This is a genomic window from Carnobacterium iners (assembly GCF_900177385.1).
Classification (GTDB): Bacteria; Bacillota; Bacilli; order Lactobacillales; family Carnobacteriaceae; genus Carnobacterium_A; species Carnobacterium_A iners.
Genome location: NZ_FXBJ01000002.1, coordinates 1790352 through 1813627, shown reverse-complemented (window position 1 = coordinate 1813627; position 23276 = coordinate 1790352). Strand labels below are relative to the sequence as shown.

Here is a 23276-nt window from a genome sequence, read left to right as displayed (position 1 = left end):
GAAAAGGTAAAAATATAAAACGGTTACGCCCGCGGATGATAGGTTTTATAAACCATCGACATCCGATGTGTACTGATATGAGTGTAAATTTGTGTGGTTGAGATATCAGAATGACCCAATAATTCTTGAACAGTTCTTAAATCTGCTCCATTTTCCAATAAATGAGTAGCAAAGGAGTGTCTCAAGGTATGAGGGGTTACTTGTTTTTCGATACCCGCTTTTTTAACAATTATTTTTAAGTTTTTCCAAACGCCTTGTCTAGTCAGTTTACGGCCATGATGATTTAAAAAGACATACTTTGAACGTTGATTTGGCCGCTCTAATCGGTTACGACTATGATTTAAATAGGTCTCAGTCCATTGGACAGCTAAGTTGCCTAATGGAAGAATGCGCTCTTTTTCTCCTTTACCAATTGTCTGAATCAAACCTAAAGACAAATGCAAATCATCTAGTTTCAACTCGGTTAATTCAGACACACGTAATCCAGTTGCATACATCACCTCTAGAATCGCACGGTCTCTAATTCCTAAAGTATTGCTAGTATCAGGGGTTTCAATTAAATTTTCTACTTCTTTAATAGACAACACTTTAGGCAACGTTTGAGCTTTTTTAGGTGTATCAATATGAGTCATGGGATCAACCGTTGCTATTTTTTCTTGTCTTAAAAATTGATGAAACTGTCTTAAACTTGAAACCATCCTTATAATCGAACCCGCTGATTTTTGTTCTTCTTTTAATTGCTGCAAAAAAGATAAAATAGCGTAACGATCAATCGTGTCCCAAGTTGTTAGTTGATTTTTTTTCAAAAAAATCAAATAGATTTTAATATCGCGCATATAACTCTCAATTGTATTTTTAGAAAGCCCACGTTCGATGGTTAAAAAGCGGATATACTCAGCTAAATCTTCTTCCATTTCTCTCTCTCCTTCATACGATTGAAAAAAGAGCAGGAAACACATTAAGTGATCTGCTCTTTTTTATTTAAGATAGATTTATTGACAATTTTTACAAATACCATGAAATGTTAAACGATGATCTTTAACTTGAAAACCAAATCTCTTTTCAACATCTTCTTCAACATCCTCTAGTAAGTCTTCAAAGATCTCTTCTATTCCACCACATTTTAAGCACAAAAGATGATGGTGGAAATGTTTATCGCCTTCTTGCTTTAAATCATAACGAGCTAAACCGTCATCAAAACTAATCTTATTAACAACTTTAATATCCGATAAAATTTCTAATGTTCGATAAACAGTCGCTAACCCAATATCTGAGTTTCTTCTTTTAACTGCCAAATAAATTTCTTCTGCACTCATGTGTTCTGTTTCTTTTTCAAGCACAATTTTTATCGTCGCTTCTCTTTGTGGAGTAAGTTTATACCCAGCACTATGCAACTTTTCTGTTATTTTTATCAACATGGACTTAGCCGTCTCCATTAGTAATCCCTCATCTAACTCAACAATTTTTCTCTATTATTCTATTTTTGAAACAGCATCGGTTGTTTCAACTTCAACTTCTGGTTCTGATTCAATCATTTGTTCAACTAATTTTGTTTCGCCATCTTCTTGAATAATCATTCTTTGTTTCATCAAATTGCCAAGGGCACGTTTGAATTGAGATTTGCTTATACCAAAACGCTCTCTAATTTCATTTGCATCACTTTTATCTGTATAAGGAAAACTACCCTCTGCTGTACGTTCCAAAATAGCTAATAACATTCCAGCATCATCACCTATTGCTTCATGTGCACGAGGCATCAACGAAATATTTAGCACACCATCTGGTCTAACGCCAATAACACGACCGGATACAACTTCTCCCATACGTGGCTCATCTTTTCTTTCAGAGGGGTGAATAAAACCTAAGTAATTATCTGAAGTAATCACAAAAGTTCCAACCATTTTCAGACGATAGGCAGTGGCCGTAATATTTTGATTGTTTAAATCCGGACTCGCCTTTTCAGAAAGAGATTCAAAAACCGTTTCAGGTACTAATGTTCCCCACATGCGATCTTTTTCATCTACTTTTATGGTAATCATTAACTGATCACCTTTTTTAGGCCAAAGATGTTTCAAAACAGGTAATTCATCTAAAGAAACGACTAATTCTTTATCTGGTAAGCCGACATCCATAAAGACACCTAAATCTTTACGTGTGTCTATAACCGTAGCCCAAGCAAATGTTCCAATCCGAATTGTAGGGATCTCTTGTGTTAAGATTGTTTCTTTATTTAAAGATACATAAGCAAATCCTTCAACTGTATCTCCTAATTCATAATTTGTTGACTCATCTTTTGACAGCTTGTAGGTAACACCATCTTTTTGAATGAAATAAGCTTTTTCGTTTATATCTGTAACTAATCCTGTAATAATATTTCCTAGTGATTGGTTCATATTTTTTCCTCCATTAATTATCGTACTTTTTTTATAAGCATTTGTTAAAAAGACTCATTGAGTATAGTTTAGCTTTCTTTATGAGTTTACCATAATTACAATAGGCCACCTAGCATTAAAATGCAAAAAGACTTTTGAAAAGATGAATACCATCTTTTCAAAAGTCCCAGCTTTAACATTTTTTTGAGTTAATGAATCGGTTAAATTGCAGTTGTTGCTCCACGATAGACAATTCCACGACGTGAGTCAACTGTAAGCAATTCGCCTGAGCGAATTAAAGTTGTTGCATCTTCCGCTCCTACAACAACTGGAATTCCCATTGCAATTCCAACAACAGCAGCGTGACTTGTTAATCCACCATTTTCTACTACGATAGCAATAGATTTCTCGATTGCTGGCAAGTAATCTTTATCTGTTGTTTTAACAACTAAGATACTGCCTTCTACTGCATTTTCATTTGCTTCTGCAGCAGATGAAGCAACAATCGCTTTACCAATAACAGATTCTGAACCAATTCCTTGTCCACTGACTAATTTTGATCCAATTAATTGAATCTTCATCAAGTTAGTTGTTCCACGTTCACCAACAGGAACACCAGCAGTGATGATAATTAATTCTCCTTCTGTAGCAAAGCCATTTTCGCGAACAATAGTTGTGGCTAAGTTGAACATATCATCAGTAGATGTTGGCTTAGTTGAAACTGTTGGATAAACACCCCATGAAAGTGCTAGACCACGCATCACACGTTCTGAGAACGTCACAGCTACAATGTTTGCTTTTGGACGATATTTAGAAATCATGCGAGCTGTGTGACCAGATTCCGTTGCAGCTACAATTGTTTGGATACCTAAGTTGCGAGCTGTATGACCAACTGATTGTCCAATTGCTTCTGTCATATCTGTTTCACTATAAGCTTTCAAAGTAAATGCATCTTGATTAACCAATGCTTCTTCAGTACGAACAGCAATACGGGCCATTGTTTGAACAGCTTCGATTGGGTATTTACCAGCTGCTGTTTCACCTGATAACATGACTGCATCACTACCATCAAAAATAGCATTTGCAACGTCATTAGCTTCAGCGCGTGTTGGACGTGGGTTATCTTGCATTGAATCCAGCATTTGAGTAGCTGTAATAACGGCTTTTCCTAGTGCATTACATTTTTGGATTAATGATTTTTGAACAATCGGAACTTCCTCAGTAGGAATTTCTACACCTAAATCTCCACGAGCAACCATAACGCCATCAGCAACTTTTAAGATTTCGTCAATTCTATCAACGCCTTCTTGATTTTCAATTTTAGCAATAATTTGAACATGTTCCATCTTTTGTTCTTCTAAGATTTCAGTAATTTCCAAAATATCGCTTGGACGACGAACGAAACTAGCTGCAATAAAATCAATATCATTTTCTAAACCAAAACGAATGTCAGCTGCATCTTTGTCAGTAATACCAGGCATATTAACAACTATTCCTGGAACGTTAACGCCTTTTTTATTTTTCAATACTCCAGCATTATGGACGAATGTTATCAGTTCTTTGTTTTTATAATCAATTTCTGTAATTTCTAAATCAATTAAGCCATCGTCTAATAATACATGTGTTCCGACATGAACGTCATCGATTAATTCTGGATAAGTGATAGAGAATTTTTCTCTTGTTCCTTCAACTTCTTCCATAGCAATACGAACGACATCTCCTGTAGAGAAGTCAACACGTCCGTCTTTCATGTTGTGCGTACGCATTTCTGGGCCTTTTGTATCTAATAAGATAGCAACCATTTTACCTGTAATTTGTGAAGCTTCACGAATATTTTGAATACGGGCTCCGTGCTCTTCAAAATCACCATGAGAAAAGTTTAGACGAGCTACGTTCATTCCTGCTTCAATCATTTTTACTAAGAATTCTACTGATTCACTTGCGGGTCCAATTGTACATACTATTTTTGTTTTTTTCATTATTTTAATCTCTCCCAATATTCATTTTTTAAAAAAATTTAGTTGGTTAATATGAAATTTCTTGATTTAATTTGTATAAAGATAAATCTGGTAAATGTTTTTGATTATTTAAAATCTCTTCAAAGTTATTTTCAGCAATCTTATTGCCAATCATACCTAAACCTAAACCGCCCTTGCCTTCTTTTAATAAGTCAACAGCTTTTGCACCAAAGATGCTGGCTAATACACGGTCTCTTGCAGTTGGTGAGCCGCCACGTTGAACGTGTCCCAAAACAGTTACACGCGCATGATGATCTCCAAATTCAGCTAATTCTTTAGCGAAATCGTTTCCACTCATTACGCCTTCAGCAAGGATAATAATACTATGTTTCTTGCCACGTTCGCGCCCTTTTTGAATCGTATCGGCTACTTCTGCCATATTAAATTCTTTTTCAGGAATAATAATTTGTTCTGCTCCACCTGCTACACCAGTCCAAAGAGCGATGTCTCCAGCATTGCGTCCCATAACTTCCACAATAAAGGTTCTTACATGACTCGTTGCAGTATCTCTAATTTTATCGACAGAGTCTAAAACCGTATTAATAGCAGTATCAAATCCTATACAAAAATCAGTTCCTGGAATATCATTATCGATTGTTCCTGGTAAACCAATTGTAGGAAAGCCATGTTTTGTTAAAGCTAATCCTCCTCGGTAAGATCCATCCCCACCAATGACAACCAAACCTTCAATACCGAATTTTTCTAATTGTTCGATTCCTTTTAATTGTCCTTCTTCTGATGCAAACTCTGGATAACGTGCTGAATATAAGAATGTTCCACCGCGTGAAATTTTATCTCCTACATCTCTTCGTGTTAATTTACGGATATCACCTGCTACCAAACCAGCGTAACCATAGTTTATACCATAAACTTCCATTCCTTCGTAGAGACCCTTACGGACAACTGCACGAACAGCCGCATTCATTCCAGGAGCGTCTCCTCCACTTGTTAAAACAGCGATACGTTTCATGTTAATAACCCACCTTATCAGTGTATTTAGCATAAAAATGATATTGGGCAAATACTCAATCTCATTTTTATAACTTTACTAGCGTTTTCTTGAAAAAGTCGATAATGACTAATTCAATTATTAAGCTTACTAAATTATTCTACCATTTTTAGCCTGAATTGTCTTAGTAAAATGAGAAAAACCTTTAAAAAATTGTTTTTTTTTGAATGACAACGTTTTCTACTCCCATTATTTTTTCTAAAGCTAGTTTAAGCGCTTGTGTTCCGTCTACCCACTCCGTTTCATTTAGGGCAAGTTTCTTTTTTGTCTCTTCATAAAACAAAATGACAGGAATAGAACCGCGGTGTTTTTTAAAGATTTGATTCAACTCTTGTAATAATTCACTGTCCATTTTTCCAGTAGGAATACGAATAAAAATCCGGGCTATTTCTGCTAGTTCTGCTAATACTTTGATGTCTTCTAACGAAGAAACAATTAGTTGTTTGGTTTCATCACGACTACTTTCAACTTTTCCTTCTACATAAAGCAATTCACCTTTTTCTAATAATTTTCCGTATTGTCTATATTTGATTGGGAAAAGTGTTAAGGAACAGTCTCCAGAAGAATCGTTCAATGTGACAAAAGCCATAATTTCTCCTTTTTTTGTTCGAATACGTCTTACATTTTTTATGAGTCCAATAATTTTTTCGTGTTGCCCAATCTGTAGATCTTGAATAAAAACTGTTTGTTTCATTGTCGCGACTTTTTCGTACTGTTCTGCTGGGTGACCAGATAAATAAACACCAAGATAAAATTCTTCTAATTCTAACTTTTCTTCCAAACTTAAATCACTTGTTTGGGTGTATTTTGGTTTCAAAATATCAAATAAGCCAATATTATTCCCACTCAATTCTAAGCTAGATAAAATACCCATTAAAGACGCAGCCAATGTTCCTCTTGAATAACCAAGGTGATCAAAAGTACCTACATAAATAAGTGGTTTAATGTATTCTTCTTTCAGCCATTTAGAATCGATGCGTCTTAAAAAATCAATCAAATCTTTAAATGGACCCTTTTCTTTTCGAATACGAATAATATCCAATATCATATCTCTTCTTAATTTTTTTATTGAACCTAGTCCAAATTGAATAGAATGGTCTTTTAATGAAAAAGCATAAAAGCTTTTATTAATATCTGGCGCTAGGATAGTAATTTTTCGTTTCTTTATTTCTAAAGCAAATTCTTTTAATTTAACTGGGTTATTTGATGCCGAATTAAGTAAGGCTACAAAGAAAGCTTCTGGATAGTGGGCTTTTAAATAAGCCATTTGATATGCAATAAAAGAATACGCAACGGCATGTGACCGGTTAAAGCCATAATTGGCAAATTGCTCAATATAACGATACACTTCAGTAGCAACTTTTTCTTCGTATCCTAGTTCTATAGCCCCTTTAATAAAATGAGCTCGCTCGATGTCAATTAACGATTTTTTCTTCTTTGCCATCGCTCGTCTTAAGATATCCGCTTGTCCCAAAGTATAACCGGCCATTTTGGAAGCTACTTGCATGACTTGTTCTTGATAGACCATTACACCGTAAGTGACACCTAAAATTGATTCTAGATTAACATGTGGATAAACGATTGGTGCTTCACCTTTTTTGCGTTTAATAAACAAATCGATCTGTTCCATCGGGCCTGGACGATATAAAGCATTTACGGCAGCTACATCTTCAATCGACGTTGGTCCTAATTTACGAAGGACATTTTTAATACCACTAGATTCAAATTGAAAAATACCAACCGTATCTGCTTTAGCAAATAATTCTAGCGTCTGTGGATCATCCATTGGAATAGCCAACAGATTAACGTCTTCTTGTGTTTGCTTTTTGATTAATTTAAGTGCGTTATCAATGATGGATAAGTTTTTCAATCCCAAGAAATCCATTTTTAAAAGACCAATTTCTTCTACATTTCCCATTGGGTATTGAGTTAAATGAATTGATCCACTACCTTTTTGAAGCGGAAGATACTTATTTAACGGTTGATTACTAATAACAACCCCTGCTGCATGGGTGGATACGTGCCTTGGCAATCCTTCTATTTTTTTAGCAGTATCAAAAAGCAAGGTATTTTTTTCGTTTTTTTGAACAAGTTCTCTTAGAGATTTTGATTGTTCATAGGCTACTTTTAATGTAATTCCAAGTATTTTTGGAATCGTGTTAGACCACTCTGTCGCTTCAGCCTGGCTAAGTTCAAACACGCGAGCAACATCACGTAGAGCCATTTTTGCTGCCAATGTACCAAACGTCGCAATTTGAGCAACATGTTCTTGGCCATATTTATTTTTTGTGTATTCCAACATTTCTTCTCGACGATTATCTGGAAAATCTAAATCAATATCTGGCATTGTGTAACGTTCTTCATTTAAAAATCGCTCAAACAACAAGTTGTATTGAATCGGATCAACGTCCGTGATGCTTAAAACATAAGAAACTAGTGAACCTGCAGCAGAGCCTCTACCTGCTCCAGTAACAATACCCACTTTATGAGCATAAGCCATTAAATCCCAAACAATCAAAAAGTAATCTTCGAATCCCATTTTACGAATAATCGCCAATTCATATTCTAACCGTTCTTGGTATTCTTTTGTGTAGTCAACTTTTCTTTGCTTTAGTCCTTTAAAACAAAGCTCTTTTAAATACATACTTGTATCTATTTGTTCTGGTACATCAAAACGAGGCAATAGATGCTGATCCAATTCAATCTCAACATTTATTGTCTCAGCAATCAAATTCGTTTGTTCAATAGCTTTTTGTAAACCAACAGAAACAAATTTCTCGACTTGCTGATTTTCTTCAAGCAAAGAATAAGGTCCCGTTGTTGTCGTTACTTCAGCTAGTGAAACTTTTTCTCCTGAACCAATGGCTTTTAAAACATCATTGCTAAAATGATCAGAAGGGTTTAGATACCGCACGTCGCCTAGCGCAACTGTTTTAATAAATAACTGATTTTGCAATCCTTTTAATTTAGCTTGAACCTTCTGGATACTTTCCTGTAGTTGCAACCCTATAAAATACTGTTCATTAGTAAATACTTGTTGCTGTGCGTTTAATACTTTTATCGCTGATTCTTGTTCTTCATTAAGCAAAAATAAGTCAAATTCGCTATCTCTTCCTGGCGTGATAGCAATTAAACCCTGACTATACTCTTTTATCTCTTCAAGACTTAATCTTTCATCGTGTTCCATTAACATTTTTTTACTAGATAATTTCATCAAGTTGGTATAACCGGTTTTATTTTGGGCTAACAAGATTAAAGGATATTCCTGTTGCGTATTTATTACACCTTGAATATCTAAAGTTATTCCAACAATTGGTTTAATGTTGTGTTTGATACAAGCTTTATAAAAATCGATAATGCCATACATGACATTATGATCCGTCAAAGCTAGTGCTTTGTACCCTCGTTCTTTTGCAGAAACGACAAGTTTTTCGATTGATAATGTACTTTTCAATAAACTATAGGCACTGATAACTTGCAACTGTACAAAGGGCATTTTAGTCACTCCATTCTTACTTCATCTCGTATATTATACCCTTAATTTACAAGGATGCGCAAATAGTTGAAAAGCAGTCTTTTCACAGTTTCCTTTACAATTTTTCTAAATGTGATAAAATTGTCTTGTATAAGAGAGGTGTTGTAGTATGAAAATTATCGTAACATTATTGTGGGGTTTTTGTATCGGTCAAGCAATTAATTACATTGGCAGTTCTTTAACTGGCGGTTCATATGATTTTGTAACAGCCACTTTAATTGGACTTGTTTCGGCAGGAATTATTTTGATAATCGGACAAGTTATTCCAAAAACAATCCATACTGATGAAATCAAATAAATTAGATAAATCATTTGTGCCAAGAACAAAAAAAAATCTACCTATATTTTTATTCTTTACGCTTCTTCAAAAATAACATCCTTTTCTTTAACGAAAAAAGACCTTCTGGATTATAACTTCTAATCCAGAGGGTCTTTTATGTCTTTTTATATTAAAATCCATTGTTTATTCAGTTAATTCGGTTGTTTCAAACGCGAGTTTTCCGTCTTTAAGTGTGATCGTTACTTTAGACTTAGATAAAATCTTTCCAGCGATAATCTCTTTAGCAAGAGGTGTCTCTATGCTTCTTGTTAAATAACGTTTCAATGGTCGAGCACCATACGTTGGGTCATAGGCATTTTCAGCAATCCAAGTTTGAGCTTCTTTTGAAATAGCTAACTCAATTTCTTGCTCGACTAAACGTTTAGCTAGATCATTCGTTAATTTAAGCACAATTTGTTTTACGACTTCAATTGTTAAAGGCGCAAAGAGCACCGTGTCGTCAATCCGATTTAAAAATTCAGGTTTAAAGTGGGCATTCAATAAAGAAAAAACTCCTTCTTTTGCCGCTTCATCAATTTGACCTTTATCATCTGTTCCATCTAATAAAATAGTAGAACCTATGTTGCTCGTCATAATCAAAACCGTATTTTTAAAGTCGACTAAACGACCTTTTCCGTCCGTTAAGCGTCCATCGTCTAATACTTGTAATAAAACATTAAAAACATCTGGGTGAGCTTTTTCAATTTCATCTAGTAAGATAATACTATAAGGGTGACGTCTAACAGCTTCTGTCAATTGTCCCCCTTCTTCATATCCAACATACCCAGGAGGAGCTCCAACTAGACGAGAAACAGAATGTTTTTCCATATACTCGCTCATATCAATACGTACCATACGCTCTTGTGAGTCAAACAGGTTTTCAGCAAGTGCTTTAGCTAATTCGGTTTTACCAACACCTGTTGGACCAAGGAATAAAAATGAACCAATTGGACGATTAGGATCTTGTAACCCTGCTCTTGCACGAATAACCGCATCAGTGACACTTTCAACTGCTTCATCTTGTCCAATGACGCGTTCATGTAAAGTATCAGCTAGATGCAACAGTTTTTCTCTTTCACCTTTAACCAATCTTGTAACAGGGATACCAGTCATACGGCCTACAACTATCGCAATCTCATTTTCTGTTACAGATTCTTGAACCAATCGTTGTTTATCTTCTTGATCTTTTAGATTTTTGGACTCTAATTTTTTTAATTCTTTTTCTAAAGCCGGAATTTGGCCATGACGCAAGACAGCTGCTCGCTCTAAATCATAGTTGCTTTCAGCATCTTCTAATTCGCGACGAGCTTGTTCTATTTCAGAGCGTTTGTCACGTAATTTAGCAACTTCTTCTTTTTCGGTTTCCCACTTCATTTTTAAAGAGTTGGCTTCTTCACGTAAATTAGCTAACTCTTCACGTAAGATTTCTAATCTACGTTTACTTGCTTCGTCTTTTTCTTTTTTCAGTGCAGCTTCTTCTATTTCTAGTTGCATCAATCGACGTGTCACTTGATCCAATTCTGTTGGCATAGAGTTCATCTCGACTCTAATGGTTGCACAAGCCTCATCGACTAAGTCAATCGCTTTATCTGGCATATAACGGTCAGTAATGTAGCGATTAGATAGATTTGCAGCAGCTACCAACGCATTGTCGTGAATATTTACACTATGATGGATTTCGAATCGTTCTTTTAAGCCACGCAGGATACTAATCGTGTCTTCTACGTTTGGCTCTTCGACCATCACTCTTTGGAAACGCCTTTCCAGTGCTTTATCTTTTTCCATATAGAGCTGGTACTCATTTAGGGTTGTTGCTCCAATACAATGCAATTCACCACGAGCTAACATCGGTTTCAATAAGTTTCCTGCATCCATGCTTCCTTCCGTTTTACCAGCACCAACAATATTATGAATCTCATCGATAAAGAGAATAATTTTTCCATCACTCTTTTTCACTTCTTTTAAAACAGCTTTCAAGCGTTCTTCAAATTCACCACGGTATTTTGCTCCTGCAATTAAGGCTCCCATGTCCAAAGAAAAGATGGTTTTATCTTTCAAATTCTCTGGGACGTCTTTGCGAACAATTCTTTGAGCTAGCCCTTCAATGATGGCTGTCTTACCAACACCAGGCTCACCTATTAGAATTGGATTGTTTTTAGTTTTTCTTGATAAAATACGAATAATGTTTCTAATTTCTTCATCTCGCCCAATTACCGGATCTTGTTGGCCACTTTTTACTGCTTTCACCAAATCAATGCCATATTTTTCAAGAGCCTGGTAACTCTCTTCCTGATTTTTTGAAGTCACACGATCGCCTCCTCGCAATCCTTCTATGCTTGCTTTTAATTGCTTTTCAGTTAACCCATTTGATAATAAATATTTTGTTAACACATGGTTTTTTAACTTCATTAAGGCCAGCAAAACAATCTCCGTAGCTAAATAGTCATCCTGAAACTTTTTACGTAAATTGTCTGCTTCAGACAATAAATGAAATAGATTTTGACTTAAGTTTTGACCATAGTTTACGGAACTGCCTTCTATTGTTGGCATTCGATCCAATTCTTGGTCAATAATCTGGTTAAATTTATCCACATCTAGACCAACGCTCTGGTAAAAACCACGAGCAAAATTGGTTGGAGTCATAAATATTTTCCATAGATGGACAATATCTATTTCCTGATGGTGTCTATTTATTGCGACATTTTGTGCTTCCGCTAATGATTCTTGCATCGTAGAAGTCATTTTTTCACTATCCATTTTCAATTCCTCCTTGACTACAATGTATTCATTTATTTATGACTCTATTATAAATCTTTGGTTAGGATTGGTCAAATATTTCATGTTTCTTTTTTTATTAAGAAGTTATATATAACTTCTTAATAAAAAAAGTTCTGACATTTTGTCAGAACTTTTTTATCTTATTCCTAATGCAATTCGTGCATAACGACTCATTTTGGTCGTATCCCATGCAGGATACCAGACTAGTTTTACTTCGGAAGAAGTAACTTCTGGTACGGTTTTCAAGGCATGTATAATATCGTCTGTAATGACATCAACAAGAGGACAACCCATTGTTGTTAAGGTCAAATCGATTTGGCAAAAGCCATTTTCATATAAATGAACATTGTAGACCAGACCTAGATTGACAATATCAATTCCCAGTTCTGGATCTATCACTTGTTCTAAAGCAGCAATGATACGTTCCTTTATTTCTACTGCTTCTTCTTCTTTCCATAATGAGCTATCTTTTTCCATACCGCGAACACCTCCGATTAGTAAGATTATTTTACTTGTTTTGAGTTAAAAAGTAAATCTATCCCCTTAAACTCATTACAAATGATCTGAAAAGAAATCAGCCATTTCTACAGATTTTGCATGAGGAACTTTATGGCCTATACCTTTGCTAGTTGAAAAGCTCACGTTTAATCCGTAAGATTGCTGCTTTATTTTCTCATAAAAATCAAATGTCGGCTGATAAGGAACTAAATCATCTTGGGTTCCATGCCAAAAATGGATGTAACGATTAGCAATCTTTTCTGGGTGTTTGGTTAAAGAAATAGGCGTCAAAGCTGTCAGTGATTCAGTTAGAATCTCTTTACTAATCGGTATTTCCATTCCTTCTGTCCATTTGGATGATAACAACCATTTCGTAAAATTAACTGGATCTGGACTTCCCATCAAAACAACTGCTGTTCTAATCCAAGGAAACTGCGTTAAAGCAGCACACGTTGTAAAGCCACCCATCGAAAGACCTGATACGCCGAAACGATTAGAATCACTCAGTCCTTTATTCACATAATAATCTCTCATTAAAGGCAATTCAATTAAATTTCTTGCAATAACATTCCAAAATTCAAGTCCTTGAGTTGATAAATCTTTTTCTTTTCGTTCTCCGTGTAGATAAGCATCGGGTAATAGAGCACGAAACCCTTTTTTAGCTAACTCATACCCATTAACTAATGAACTCTCTTTATTGCTCGTCCAACCATGAAAAAAGATAACTGTTGGCAATAATTCTAATTCTTTCCCTTTAGGACTTATCTCTAATAAAGGTATTCCTTCAACTGTTACAGATTTTATCGAAATCATTCATTTCCCTCTTTTCGTAAGACACTTATTTATGGTACAGTATGTAAACATGTAGTTACTATATTATTCTAACATAAAAAACGCATTACTTTGTAATAGAAGGAGCAAAAAATGGATAAAAAACTTATTGCCGTTGACTTAGACGGAACAACATTGAACCAACAATCTCTTATTTCAGATAAAACAAAACAAGTTTTCCAAAAGGCTAGAGAAGCTGGTCATATCATTTCGATTGCAACAGGAAGACCTTATCGAAATAGTAAGCATTATTATGATCAATTAGAAATGATTACACCTATGATCAATTTTAATGGAGCGTTGTGTCATGTACCAAATGAAAAAGATTGGTCTAATCAATACCATAAAACAATCAGTCGTGACATTGCACTAGATATGCTTGATCTGAAAAAAGATTTCGATATTCAACTTATTGCAGCTGAATTGCTTGATTCTGTCTACACTGATGAATCTTTTTTACCTTACCCAGATTTTTTCCCACACGGACAAAAAGACGTACTCAAATTATCATCAACTAATCTGAAACAAAATCCTACTTCTGTTTGCGTTTTTACAGCACAGGTAAACCAAGAACAAATTATTAATAAAATCGTGCAGCGTTATGGGAATTTAGTCGAAATTAGAACATGGGGTGGTCATACTCCTTGCTTGGAAGTCGTTTCTGCTGGTGTTCAAAAAGCTCTTGGTGTTGAGCGAGTTGCTAGTGCATATGGTATAAAACAACAAAACGTCATCGCTTTTGGAGATGAAGACAACGACTATGAAATGATTCAATACGCTGGTAACGGTATCGTAATGAAAAATGGGATTCAAGCTTTAAAGGATATTGCTAATGATATGACGGAAGAAACAAATGATAATGATGGATTAGCTCTATATTTAGAAAAATTTCTTCGTTTATAAATAAAAAAGTTACTCATAAAATAATGAGTAACTTTTTTATTTTTTTATTGATTCGTTCTTCTAGCTTTTTGTTGATCCGAACTTAAAAATTCTCCTACTACTTTGTTTGTTCCTATGAAGTTAACAAAAGCTGCTGCATCAGCTTCTTTAACCGCTTGTTCTAAATCATACATTTCATAATTGCTAATGACAATCATTAAAACAGATCGATCAAGTCCTGTATAACCACCTTTAGCTGGAATAACGGTAATACCTCGTATCAGTTTGGCATGAATAGCTTTGATTAAAGCATCAGGATCATTTGTAACAATCATCGCCGTTACTTTTTGATCACTAGTATGAATCATGTCAACTACTCTGGTCATAACATAGATAGAAAGCAAGGTATACATCGCATACTGCCAACCGTTAATAAAGCCAGCTGCAACGACAATCATTCCATTTATAGTCAATAATAGACTCCCAACTGAGCGACCAGTTGTTTTAGCTAAAACCATTGAAATAATGTCTAATCCTCCAGTAGAGAAACCATACTTTAGTGCAAACCCGATACCCGCTCCACCAATTACTCCTCCAAAAAGTGAGTTCATAATTGGATCAGTTGTTAATGGCGAAATAGGTAAGATAATAGTGAAAAAAGAAATCAAGACAGAAGTCATAAAACTATAAAGAGTGAAATCTTTACCAATTTTAAACCAACCTAATAAAGCGATGGGAATATTAATAAGTAATATAAATATCCCCGTATCGATTGTGATTTGAAATCCATTTTTAAAAAGATGTGAGAGCAATTGAGATATCCCGTTTACTCCAGGAGCATATATTTGAGATGGAATCAAAAAATTATTTAAGGCAAACGAATTTGTAATAGATGCAAATAAAACGAAAAATATTTTTTTAGCTTGCTCTTTCCAAAAAATCGGTGTTTTTAGTTGTTTCAATGTGTACCCTCCTGAGACTATTGTTTGTACCGTTTAACAAGATTTTGATAAGTCATAAAGAAATGACTCTATGTCTTTGTTTTATTTGTTATGCTATCTTTAGCCACGCTACAAATTATGGTACAATATAACTAATGTAACCAATTTCATAAATTTAATGGAGGCAAAATAATGGCAAAAGAAGCTAGTTTTGATATTGTTTCAGAAACAAATTTAGAAGAAGTAAAAAATGCAATCCAAATGGTCAAAAAAGAAATTGATACCCGCTTTGATTTCAAAGGCACAATTAGTGAAGTTAAATTAGAAAAAGATCAATTAGTTATTGTTTCAGAAAGCGAATTTAAATTAGAACAAGTGAAAGATATCTTGACTAATAAACTAGTTAAAAGAGACATTTCTTCAAAAAATCTTCACTTCGAAAAAATTGAAAAAGCCTTTGGCGGAAATATCAGGCAAACAGCTGATTTAGTTAATGGAATTGATAAAGAAAATACAAAAAAAATAATACAACTCATTAAACAAGCTGAACTAAAAGTAAAAACACAAATTCAAGACGACCAAATTAGGGTCACTGGTAAAAATAGAGACGATTTGCAAAAAGTAATGGCTCTATTACGTGAAGCTAATTTACCAATCGCATTACAATTTACTAATTACCGTTAAAAAAACCTGTTGCTCAGCAGTGTTCGATGTGAGCAACAGGTTTTTTATTTTTTAATTCGTGTAACCTTCGATAGCCTTGACAATAACAGTTTGACTGCCCATTAATAATTTAGATACTGGACAAAGTCGCTCTGCTACTTCTACAAGTTTTTGTACTTCATCAAATCCTAATCCATCTATTTGTGCTGTAGCAAGTACATCAAAATAATAACCAGGTTTTGTTGTTTCTTTTACAAAATCTACTTGAACTTCGACTCTACTCTTATTCTGTTTGCCTCTAGCCTTTAATACGGATTGAATTGTAGCATTTAAACAAGTACTTAAAGAAAGACCCAACAATTCTTCTGGATTTGTCCCAGGAGCACTTGAAGTCGGACTAGATAGACTTACTTTTAAGCCATCATTTTTTACATAAGCTACTCCATCGACACCATTTTCATTAACCATTTCAGCATGGAATAGACTTTTGGGAGCTGTCATATTTTTATCTCCTTTAGACAAGTTTTATCGTCTTTATTTTACTTGTTTGTCATTAAGAACTTCTTCAATTCTTGGTAAAATAGCTTTAGCAATAGTTGAACCTGTTACTAGCATTTCATAAAGAGGCATAACGTCCGTTGAGGTTCTGCCTAATAATCTCATGTAAATTTCGCCATCAGAACCTAGACAAATACGATAATAACCTGATTGTAATTCGTTTAACTCGTTAATCAACTCTAACACAGTTACTTTTTTACTAAAGTTTGATACAAAAGCTAAATGATGGTATACGATTTGATAATCTGATCTCTCGTCTTCTTTATCAAATACAATACCAAAAGGTAAAGCTTTTTCGTTTGTTAATTGAAATTTTCCATTATAAGAAACTTGGCCATTTTCAATTTCTCTTTTAGCTAAAGGGATTTGTTTCTGTTTTAATATTGCTTCGAACTGATCTGTTATTTTAGTCAATTGAATACCTCATTTCATATTTTTTACTACCATTTTCAAGACAAGTATAACGTACTTAAACACTGAAATACAAGCTTATCAATCATTTTAAATGGATTATACTCCTTTTGCTTCATAACCGATTATAGAACCTAAAAACTTCATTAATTTATTTTTCCACAAAAAAAAACACCGCAACGTTACAGAAACGTTTGATGTCTATTTTATACCGACGGCCGGAATCGAACCGGCACGCCCTCGCGGGCACAGGATTTTGAGTCCAGCGCGTCTACCAATTCCGCCACGTCGGCATGATAGGTAAACAATCAATCTATCGAATAAGGCGGTAACCGGATTTGAACCGGTGATGGAGGTTTTGCAGACCTCTGCCTTACCACTTGGCTATACCGCCATCATTAAATTGGATTGGTTAAAAAATAAAACTGGGCTAGCTGGATTCGAACCAACGCATAAGGGAGTCAAAGTCCCTTGCCTTACCGCTTGGCTATAGCCCAATAAAAAAAGGCGACTGATGGGGATCGAACCCACGAATGCCGGAACCACAATCCGGTGCGTTAACCACTTCGCCACAATCGCCATAATAAAAGGGTAGTTTTTTTAAAAATACAACACAGGGATAGTAGGATTCGAACCCACATCGATGGTTTTGGAGACCATAATTCTACCATTGAACTATATCCCTATAAAAAAAGGTCACTCTTTAAAAAAATGGTGGAGGGGGGCAGATTCGAACTGCCGAACCCGAAGGAGCGGATTTACAGTCCGCCGCGTTTAGCCACTTCGCTACCCCTCCGCTATTAAAAAATGGTGGCCTGGGACAGAATCGAACTGCCGACACCTTGAGCTTCAATCAAGTGCTCTACCAACTGAGCTACCAGGCCTTAATTTGTTGCAACGGTCTCGACGGGAATCGAACCCGCGATCTTCTGCGTGACAGGCAGACATGTTAACCCCTACACCACGAGACCTTTAAATTTTAAACATGGAGGTTGACGGGATCGAACCGCCGACCCTCTGCTTGTAAGGCAGATGCTCTCCCAGCTGAGCTAAACCTCCAGTAACCAACATGACCCGTACGGGATTCGAACCCGTGATACCGCCGTGAAAGGGCGGTGTCTTAACCACTTGACCAACGGGCCAAACTAGGATGACGGAGAGTAAGGGATTCGAACCCTTGAGACAGTGTGCACCGCCTACATGATTTCCAATCATGCTCCTTCGGCCGCTCGGACAACTCTCCAAGGTCGTTCTAATAGAACTCTCTATTCATTTATTTCCATAGATATCTATGTACTCCGCAAGCAGGATTCGAACCTGCGACATCATGATTAACAGTCATGCGCTCTACCAGCTGAGCTATTGCGGAAAAATAAAGATGCGCGGCAGCGTCCTACTCTCACAAAGGGAAACCCTTCACTACCATCGGCGCTAAGAAGCTTAACTGCTGTGTTCGGCATGGGAACAGGTGTGACCTTCTTGCCATCGCCACCACACATCTTTTAGTTATAAGAGAACGTTGTTCTCTCAAAACTGGGTAGTGTTTAACTATAAGACAATAAAACCGTTTCTTCATCGTTTAAAAATGGTTAAGTCCTCGACCGATTAGTATTGGTCCGCTCCATACATCGCTGTACTTCCACTTCCAACCTATCTACCTGATCATCTCTCAGGGGTCTTACTCACTTACGTGATGGGAAATCTCATCTTGAGGGGGGCTTCACGCTTAGATGCTTTCAGCGTTTATCCCGTCCACACATAGCTACCCAGCGATGCTCTTGGCAGAACAACTGGTACACCAGCGGTGTGTCCATCCCGGTCCTCTCGTACTAAGGACAGCTCCTCTCAAATTTCCTGCGCCCGCGACGGATAGGGACCGAACTGTCTCACGACGTTCTGAACCCAGCTCGCGTACCGCTTTAATGGGCGAACAGCCCAACCCTTGGGACCGACTACAGCCCCAGGATGCGATGAGCCGACATCGAGGTGCCAAACCTCCCCGTCGATGTGGACTCTTGGGGGAGATAAGCCTGTTATCCCCAGGGTAGCTTTTATCCGTTGAGCGATGGCCCTTCCATACGGAACCACCGGATCACTAAGCCCGACTTTCGTCCCTGCTCGACTTGTAGGTCTCGCAGTCAAGCTCCCTTCTGCCTTTACACTCTACGAATGATTTCCAACCATTCTGAGGGAACCTTTGGGCGCCTCCGTTACACTTTAGGAGGCGACCGCCCCAGTCAAACTGCCCGTCAGACACTGTCTCCCAGCCAGATCATGGCTGAGGGTTAGAGTGGTCATACAGCAAGGGTAGTATCCCACCATTGCCTCCACCAAGACTAGCGTCCTGGCTTCATAGGCTCCTACCTATCCTGTACAAGCTGTACAAACACTCAATATCAAACTGCAGTAAAGCTCCATGGGGTCTTTCCGTCCTGTCGCGGGTAACCTGCATCTTCACAGGTACTATAATTTCACCGAGTCTCTCGTTGAGACAGTGCCCAAATCATTACGCCTTTCGTGCGGGTCGGAACTTACCCGACAAGGAATTTCGCTACCTTAGGACCGTTATAGTTACGGCCGCCGTTTACTGGGGCTTCAATTCTGAGCTTCGCTCGAGAGCTAACCCATCCTCTTAACCTTCCAGCACCGGGCAGGCGTCAGCCCCTATACGTCATCTTTCGATTTAGCAGAGACCTGTGTTTTTGATAAACAGTTGCTTGGGCCTATTCACTGCGGCTGACCAATTGGTCAGCACCCCTTCTCCCGAAGTTACGGGGTCATTTTGCCGAGTTCCTTAACGAGAGTTCGCTCGCACACCTTAGGATTCTCTCCTCGACTACCTGTGTCGGTTTGCGGTACGGGCAGATTGTTTCTAACTAGAAGCTTTTCTTGACAGTGTGACATCGGGAACTTCGATACTTAATTTCTCTCCCCATCACAACTTGTCCTTAATAGAGGCAAGCATTTGACTCACCTCAAGACTTGTTGCTTGGACGCACATATCCAACAGTGCGTATTCCTTAGCCTACTGTGTCCCTCCATTGTTCAAACAAAACAAACTGGTACAGGAATCTCAACCTGTTGTCCATCGTCTACGCCTATCGGCCTCGACTTAGGTCCCGACTAACCCTGGGAGGACGAGCCTTCCCCAGGAAACCTTAGTCATTCGGTGGACGGGATTCTCACCCGTCTTTCGCTACTCATACCGGCATTCTCACTTCTAAGCGCTCCACCAGTCCTCACGGTCTAGCTTCGACGCCCTTAGAACGCTCTCCTACCATAGAACCTAAGTTCTATCCACAGCTTCGGTGTTATGTTTAGCCCCGGTAAATTTTCGGCGCAGGGTCACTCGACTAGTGAGCTATTACGCACTCTTTAAATGATGGCTGCTTCTGAGCCAACATCCTAGTTGTCTAAGCAACCCCACATCCTTTTCCACTTAACATAAACTTTGGGACCTTAGCTGGTGGTCTGGGCTGTTTCCCTCTCGACTACGGATCTTATCACTCGTAGTCTGACTCCCGGATATAAATCAATGGCATTCGGAGTTTATCTGAATTCGGTAACCCGAGAAGGGCCCCTAGTCCAAACAGTTGCTCTACCTCCATGATTCTAATTCCGAGGCTAGCCCTAAAGCTATTTCGGAGAGAACCAGCTATCTCCAAGTTCGATTGGAATTTCTCCGCTACCCACACCTCATCCCCGCATTTTTCAACATACGTGGGTTCGGTCCTCCAGTGCGTATTACCGCACCTTCAACCTGGACATGGGTAGATCACTTGGTTTCGGGTCTACGACCACATACTCATTCGCCCTATTCAGACTCGCTTTCGCTACGGCTCCGTCTCATCAACTTAACCTCGCATGGGATCGTAACTCGCCGGTTCATTCTACAAAAGGCACGCTATCACCCATTAACGGGCTCTAACTACTTGTAAGCACACGGTTTCAGGTGCTGTTTCACTCCCCTTCCGGGGTTCTTTTCACCTTTCCCTCACGGTACTGGTTCACTATCGGTCACTAGGGAGTATTTAGCCTTGGGAGATGGTCCTCCCGGATTCCGACGGAATTTCTCGTGTTCCGCCGTACTCAGGATACTGATCAGAGTGAACAAAGTTTCAGTTACGGGGCTTTTACCCTCTTCGGCGGACCTTTCCAGGTCGCTTCTCCTACTTCGTTCATTTATGACTCTATGTGTTCAGTCCTACAACCCCAGAAAGCAAGCTTTCTGGTTTGGGCTATTCCCGTTTCGCTCGCCGCTACTCAGGGAATCGATTTTTCTTTCTCTTCCTGCAGGTACTTAGATGTTTCAGTTCTCTGCGTCTACCTCTATTGACCTATGTATTCAGTCAATAGTAACACCCGATAAAGAGTGTTGGGTTTCCCCATTCGGAAATCTCTGGATCAAAGCTTACTTACAGCTCCCCAAAGCATATCGGCGTTAGTCCCGTCCTTCTTCGGCTCCTAGTGCCAAGGCATCCACCGTGCGCCCTTATTAACTTAACCTATGGTCATGTTAACTATTCCATTCACCCTAAGGTGAAGAAATACATTAAAAAATAAAACGCGATGTTTTCTTGGTTTCTTGCTTTTCTTACATGTTAAACACTATCCAGTTTTCAAAGAACAACTACTTGCTTTCTGAGAAGATTAGACCTCTCAAAACTAAACAAAGTAAAACAACTGTGACGGTTCCGTTATATCCTTAGAAAGGAGGTGATCCAGCCGCACCTTCCGATACGGCTACCTTGTTACGACTTCACCCCAATTATCTATCCCACCTTAGGCGGCTGGCTCCCAAAAGGGTTACCTCACCGACTTCGGGTGTTACAAACTCTCGTGGTGTGACGGGCGGTGTGTACAAGACCCGGGAACGTATTCACCGCGGCGTTCTGATCCGCGATTACTAGCGATTCCGGCTTCATGCAGGCGAGTTGCAGCCTGCAATCCGAACTGAGAATGGCTTTAAGAGATTAGCTTGACCTCGCGATCTTGCGACTCGTTGTACCATCCATTGTAGCACGTGTGTAGCCCAGGTCATAAGGGGCATGATGATTTGACGTCATCCCCACCTTCCTCCGGTTTATCACCGGCAGTCTCACTAGAGTGCCCAACTGAATGCTGGCAACTAATAATAGGGGTTGCGCTCGTTGCGGGACTTAACCCAACATCTCACGACACGAGCTGACGACAACCATGCACCACCTGTCACTTTGTCCCCGAAGGGAAAGCTCTATCTCTAGAGTGGTCAAAGGATGTCAAGACCTGGTAAGGTTCTTCGCGTTGCTTCGAATTAAACCACATGCTCCACCGCTTGTGCGGGTCCCCGTCAATTCCTTTGAGTTTCAGCCTTGCGGCCGTACTCCCCAGGCGGAGTGCTTAATGCGTTAGCTGCAGCACTGAGGGGCGGAAACCCCCCAACACTTAGCACTCATCGTTTACGGCGTGGACTACCAGGGTATCTAATCCTGTTTGCTCCCCACGCTTTCGAGCCTCAGCGTCAGTTACAGACCAGAGAGTCGCCTTCGCCACTGGTGTTCCTCCATATATCTACGCATTTCACCGCTACACATGGAATTCCACTCTCCTCTTCTGCACTCAAGTTCTCCAGTTTCCAATGACCTTCCCCAGTTGAGCTGGGGTCTTTCACATCAGACTTAAAGAACCGCCTGCGCTCGCTTTACGCCCAATAAATCCGGACAACGCTTGCCATCTACGTATTACCGCGGCTGCTGGCACGTAGTTAGCCATGGCTTTCTGGTTAGATACCGTCAGGGGATGAGCAGTTACTCTCATCCTTGTTCTTCTCTAACAACAGAGTTTTACGATCCGAAAACCTTCTTCACTCACGCGGCATTGCTCCGTCAGACTTTCGTCCATTGCGGAAGATTCCCTACTGCTGCCTCCCGTAGGAGTCTGGGCCGTGTCTCAGTCCCAGTGTGGCCGATCACCCTCTCAGGTCGGCTACGTATCATTGCCTTGGTGAGCCATTACCTCACCAACTAGCTAATACGCCGCGGGTCCATCCATAAGCGGTAGCCGAAGCCACCTTTCATCTGTCTGCCATGCGGCAATCAGAATTATGCGGTATTAGCATCCGTTTCCGAATGTTATCCCCCACTTATGGGCAGGTTACCCACGTGTTACTCACCCGTCCGCCACTCCTCTACTATCGAGTGCAAGCACTCAATAGTAGAAGCGTTCGACTTGCATGTATTAGGCATGCCGCCAGCGTTCGTCCTGAGCCAGGATCAAACTCTCATAAAAGTTGAAGCAACCCGTTAGGATTGTTTCGCTTTTTAACGATGCTTGAAGCTCATTAAAATGACTTGCTAGCGAAATTCCTTTCACTTTGTTTCTTTTGGTTCGACCCTTGGCCGAACCGCCGTTCACAGTTTATTATTTTACTTTGTTCAGTTTTCAAAGGTCTAATTTGTTTGTGCTGTCGTTTTGACAACTTC

Annotated in this window: 15 protein-coding genes, 12 tRNA genes and 3 rRNA genes; 3 read left to right on the top strand and 27 right to left on the bottom strand. The window is 38.6% G+C overall.

Going from position 1 to position 23276, the window contains the following annotated elements:
• Positions 1-23: 23 nt before the first annotated feature.
• The 6 genes from xerD to dnaE form a co-directional block, all read right to left on the bottom strand.
• Positions 24-914, bottom strand: coding sequence for a site-specific tyrosine recombinase XerD (gene xerD / locus B9Y54_RS08710; protein ID WP_085559887.1), 891 nt, complete (start codon positions 912-914; stop codon positions 24-26).
• 78 nt (positions 915-992) lie between these two features.
• A complete protein-coding gene (fur, locus tag B9Y54_RS08705; RefSeq protein WP_085559886.1) occupies positions 993-1436 on the bottom strand; it encodes a ferric iron uptake transcriptional regulator in 444 nt (147 codons plus the stop codon).
• 36 nt (positions 1437-1472) lie between these two features.
• On the bottom strand, positions 1473-2393 hold the full coding sequence (locus tag B9Y54_RS08700; protein WP_085559885.1) for a CvfB family protein: 921 nt from the start codon (positions 2391-2393) through the stop codon (positions 1473-1475).
• Positions 2394-2593: 200 nt separating this feature from the next.
• The gene (pyk, locus tag B9Y54_RS08695; RefSeq protein ID WP_085559884.1) at positions 2594-4351 is read right to left on the bottom strand and encodes a pyruvate kinase; all 1758 of its coding nucleotides are present in this window, start codon (positions 4349-4351) and stop codon (positions 2594-2596) included.
• Positions 4352-4397: 46 nt separating this feature from the next.
• Positions 4398-5360: a 6-phosphofructokinase gene (gene pfkA / locus B9Y54_RS08690; RefSeq protein ID WP_085559883.1), complete on the bottom strand. Its 963-nt coding sequence runs from the start codon at positions 5358-5360 to the stop codon at positions 4398-4400.
• A 184-nt stretch (positions 5361-5544) separates the two neighbouring features.
• The gene (gene dnaE, locus B9Y54_RS08685) at positions 5545-8895 is read right to left on the bottom strand and encodes a DNA polymerase III subunit alpha (protein WP_085559882.1); all 3351 of its coding nucleotides are present in this window, start codon (positions 8893-8895) and stop codon (positions 5545-5547) included.
• A 148-nt stretch (positions 8896-9043) separates the two neighbouring features.
• Between dnaE and B9Y54_RS08680 the strand changes: the two genes are divergently transcribed.
• Entirely contained in the window at positions 9044-9232 is a 189-nt protein-coding gene (locus tag B9Y54_RS08680) for a YjzD family protein (protein ID WP_085559881.1), read from the top strand.
• Positions 9233-9397: 165 nt separating this feature from the next.
• On the opposite strand, the gene clpB is transcribed toward B9Y54_RS08680, so the two are convergent.
• From clpB to B9Y54_RS08665, 3 genes are all read right to left on the bottom strand, one after another.
• Positions 9398-12010, bottom strand: a complete 2613-nt coding sequence (gene clpB, locus B9Y54_RS08675; protein ID WP_085559880.1) for an ATP-dependent chaperone ClpB — start codon at positions 12008-12010, stop codon at positions 9398-9400.
• A 156-nt stretch (positions 12011-12166) separates the two neighbouring features.
• Positions 12167-12508 (bottom strand): metal-sulfur cluster assembly factor, encoded by a 342-nt coding sequence (locus B9Y54_RS08670; RefSeq protein ID WP_085559879.1) that lies wholly within the window; start codon positions 12506-12508, stop codon positions 12167-12169.
• A 75-nt stretch (positions 12509-12583) separates the two neighbouring features.
• Complete coding sequence (locus B9Y54_RS08665; protein WP_085559878.1) at positions 12584-13342, bottom strand: prolyl oligopeptidase family serine peptidase; 759 nt, start codon at positions 13340-13342, stop codon at positions 12584-12586.
• A gap of 111 nt (positions 13343-13453) precedes the next feature.
• Between B9Y54_RS08665 and B9Y54_RS08660 the strand changes: the two genes are divergently transcribed.
• Positions 13454-14263, top strand: coding sequence for a Cof-type HAD-IIB family hydrolase (locus B9Y54_RS08660; RefSeq protein ID WP_085559877.1), 810 nt, complete (start codon positions 13454-13456; stop codon positions 14261-14263).
• Positions 14264-14307: 44 nt separating this feature from the next.
• On the opposite strand, the gene B9Y54_RS08655 is transcribed toward B9Y54_RS08660, so the two are convergent.
• Complete coding sequence (locus tag B9Y54_RS08655; protein WP_085559876.1) at positions 14308-15204, bottom strand: YitT family protein; 897 nt, start codon at positions 15202-15204, stop codon at positions 14308-14310.
• Positions 15205-15375: 171 nt separating this feature from the next.
• Here B9Y54_RS08655 and B9Y54_RS08650 point away from each other — a divergent pair, with 171 nt between their 5' ends.
• Positions 15376-15867, top strand: a complete 492-nt coding sequence (locus B9Y54_RS08650; protein WP_085559875.1) for a YajQ family cyclic di-GMP-binding protein — start codon at positions 15376-15378, stop codon at positions 15865-15867.
• Positions 15868-15918: 51 nt separating this feature from the next.
• Here the strand turns inward: B9Y54_RS08650 and B9Y54_RS08645 are convergent, their stop codons facing one another.
• From B9Y54_RS08645 to B9Y54_RS08565, 17 genes are all read right to left on the bottom strand, one after another.
• Entirely contained in the window at positions 15919-16347 is a 429-nt protein-coding gene (locus tag B9Y54_RS08645) for an OsmC family protein (protein WP_085559874.1), read from the bottom strand.
• Positions 16348-16380: 33 nt separating this feature from the next.
• On the bottom strand, positions 16381-16818 hold the full coding sequence (locus B9Y54_RS08640; protein ID WP_085559873.1) for a hypothetical protein: 438 nt from the start codon (positions 16816-16818) through the stop codon (positions 16381-16383).
• A gap of 206 nt (positions 16819-17024) precedes the next feature.
• Positions 17025-17108 (bottom strand) — tRNA-Leu (locus B9Y54_RS08635).
• A gap of 30 nt (positions 17109-17138) precedes the next feature.
• Positions 17139-17209: transfer RNA gene (locus B9Y54_RS08630), tRNA-Cys, on the bottom strand.
• Positions 17210-17240: 31 nt separating this feature from the next.
• Positions 17241-17312, bottom strand: a tRNA-Gln gene (locus B9Y54_RS08625).
• Between the two features lie 9 nt (positions 17313-17321).
• Positions 17322-17394, bottom strand: a tRNA-His gene (locus tag B9Y54_RS08620).
• Positions 17395-17429: 35 nt separating this feature from the next.
• Positions 17430-17500 (bottom strand) — tRNA-Trp (locus tag B9Y54_RS08615).
• A 27-nt stretch (positions 17501-17527) separates the two neighbouring features.
• Positions 17528-17611, bottom strand: a tRNA-Tyr gene (locus B9Y54_RS08610).
• A gap of 12 nt (positions 17612-17623) precedes the next feature.
• Positions 17624-17699 (bottom strand) — tRNA-Phe (locus B9Y54_RS08605).
• A gap of 14 nt (positions 17700-17713) precedes the next feature.
• Positions 17714-17786, bottom strand: a tRNA-Asp gene (locus B9Y54_RS08600).
• 15 nt (positions 17787-17801) lie between these two features.
• Positions 17802-17874: transfer RNA gene (locus B9Y54_RS08595), tRNA-Val, on the bottom strand.
• Positions 17875-17885: 11 nt separating this feature from the next.
• A tRNA-Glu gene (locus B9Y54_RS08590) sits at positions 17886-17957 on the bottom strand.
• Positions 17958-17969: 12 nt separating this feature from the next.
• Positions 17970-18058: transfer RNA gene (locus tag B9Y54_RS08585), tRNA-Ser, on the bottom strand.
• A gap of 53 nt (positions 18059-18111) precedes the next feature.
• Positions 18112-18184, bottom strand: a tRNA-Asn gene (locus tag B9Y54_RS08580).
• A gap of 11 nt (positions 18185-18195) precedes the next feature.
• A 5S ribosomal RNA gene (rrf, locus tag B9Y54_RS08575) occupies positions 18196-18311 on the bottom strand.
• 89 nt (positions 18312-18400) lie between these two features.
• Positions 18401-21321 (bottom strand): 23S ribosomal RNA (locus tag B9Y54_RS08570).
• A gap of 203 nt (positions 21322-21524) precedes the next feature.
• Positions 21525-23082 (bottom strand): 16S ribosomal RNA (locus B9Y54_RS08565).
• The 16S, 23S and 5S rRNA genes sit together here with 12 tRNA genes alongside, the layout of an rRNA operon.
• Between the last annotated feature and the right edge of the window lie 194 nt (positions 23083-23276).

Bases quoted from the DNA above. Each gene is read 5' to 3' on its own strand.
- dnaE (WP_085559882.1), bottom strand. From the start codon at position 8,895: ATGCCCTTTGTACAGTTGCAAGTTATCAGTGCCTATAGTTTATTGAAA.
- B9Y54_RS08650 (WP_085559875.1), top strand. From the start codon at position 15,376: ATGGCAAAAGAAGCTAGTTTTGATATTGTTTCAGAAACAAATTTAGAA.
- B9Y54_RS08660 (WP_085559877.1), top strand. From the start codon at position 13,454: ATGGATAAAAAACTTATTGCCGTTGACTTAGACGGAACAACATTGAAC.
- B9Y54_RS08645 (WP_085559874.1), bottom strand. From the start codon at position 16,347: ATGACAGCTCCCAAAAGTCTATTCCATGCTGAAATGGTTAATGAAAAT.
- B9Y54_RS08680 (WP_085559881.1), top strand. From the start codon at position 9,044: ATGAAAATTATCGTAACATTATTGTGGGGTTTTTGTATCGGTCAAGCA.
- B9Y54_RS08665 (WP_085559878.1), bottom strand. From the start codon at position 13,342: ATGATTTCGATAAAATCTGTAACAGTTGAAGGAATACCTTTATTAGAG.
- pyk (WP_085559884.1), bottom strand. From the start codon at position 4,351: ATGAAAAAAACAAAAATAGTATGTACAATTGGACCCGCAAGTGAATCA.
- clpB (WP_085559880.1), bottom strand. From the start codon at position 12,010: ATGGATAGTGAAAAAATGACTTCTACGATGCAAGAATCATTAGCGGAA.
- fur (WP_085559886.1), bottom strand. From the start codon at position 1,436: ATGGAGACGGCTAAGTCCATGTTGATAAAAATAACAGAAAAGTTGCAT.
- pfkA (WP_085559883.1), bottom strand. From the start codon at position 5,360: ATGAAACGTATCGCTGTTTTAACAAGTGGAGGAGACGCTCCTGGAATG.
- B9Y54_RS08670 (WP_085559879.1), bottom strand. From the start codon at position 12,508: ATGGAAAAAGATAGCTCATTATGGAAAGAAGAAGAAGCAGTAGAAATA.
- B9Y54_RS08700 (WP_085559885.1), bottom strand. From the start codon at position 2,393: ATGAACCAATCACTAGGAAATATTATTACAGGATTAGTTACAGATATA.
- xerD (WP_085559887.1), bottom strand. From the start codon at position 914: ATGGAAGAAGATTTAGCTGAGTATATCCGCTTTTTAACCATCGAACGT.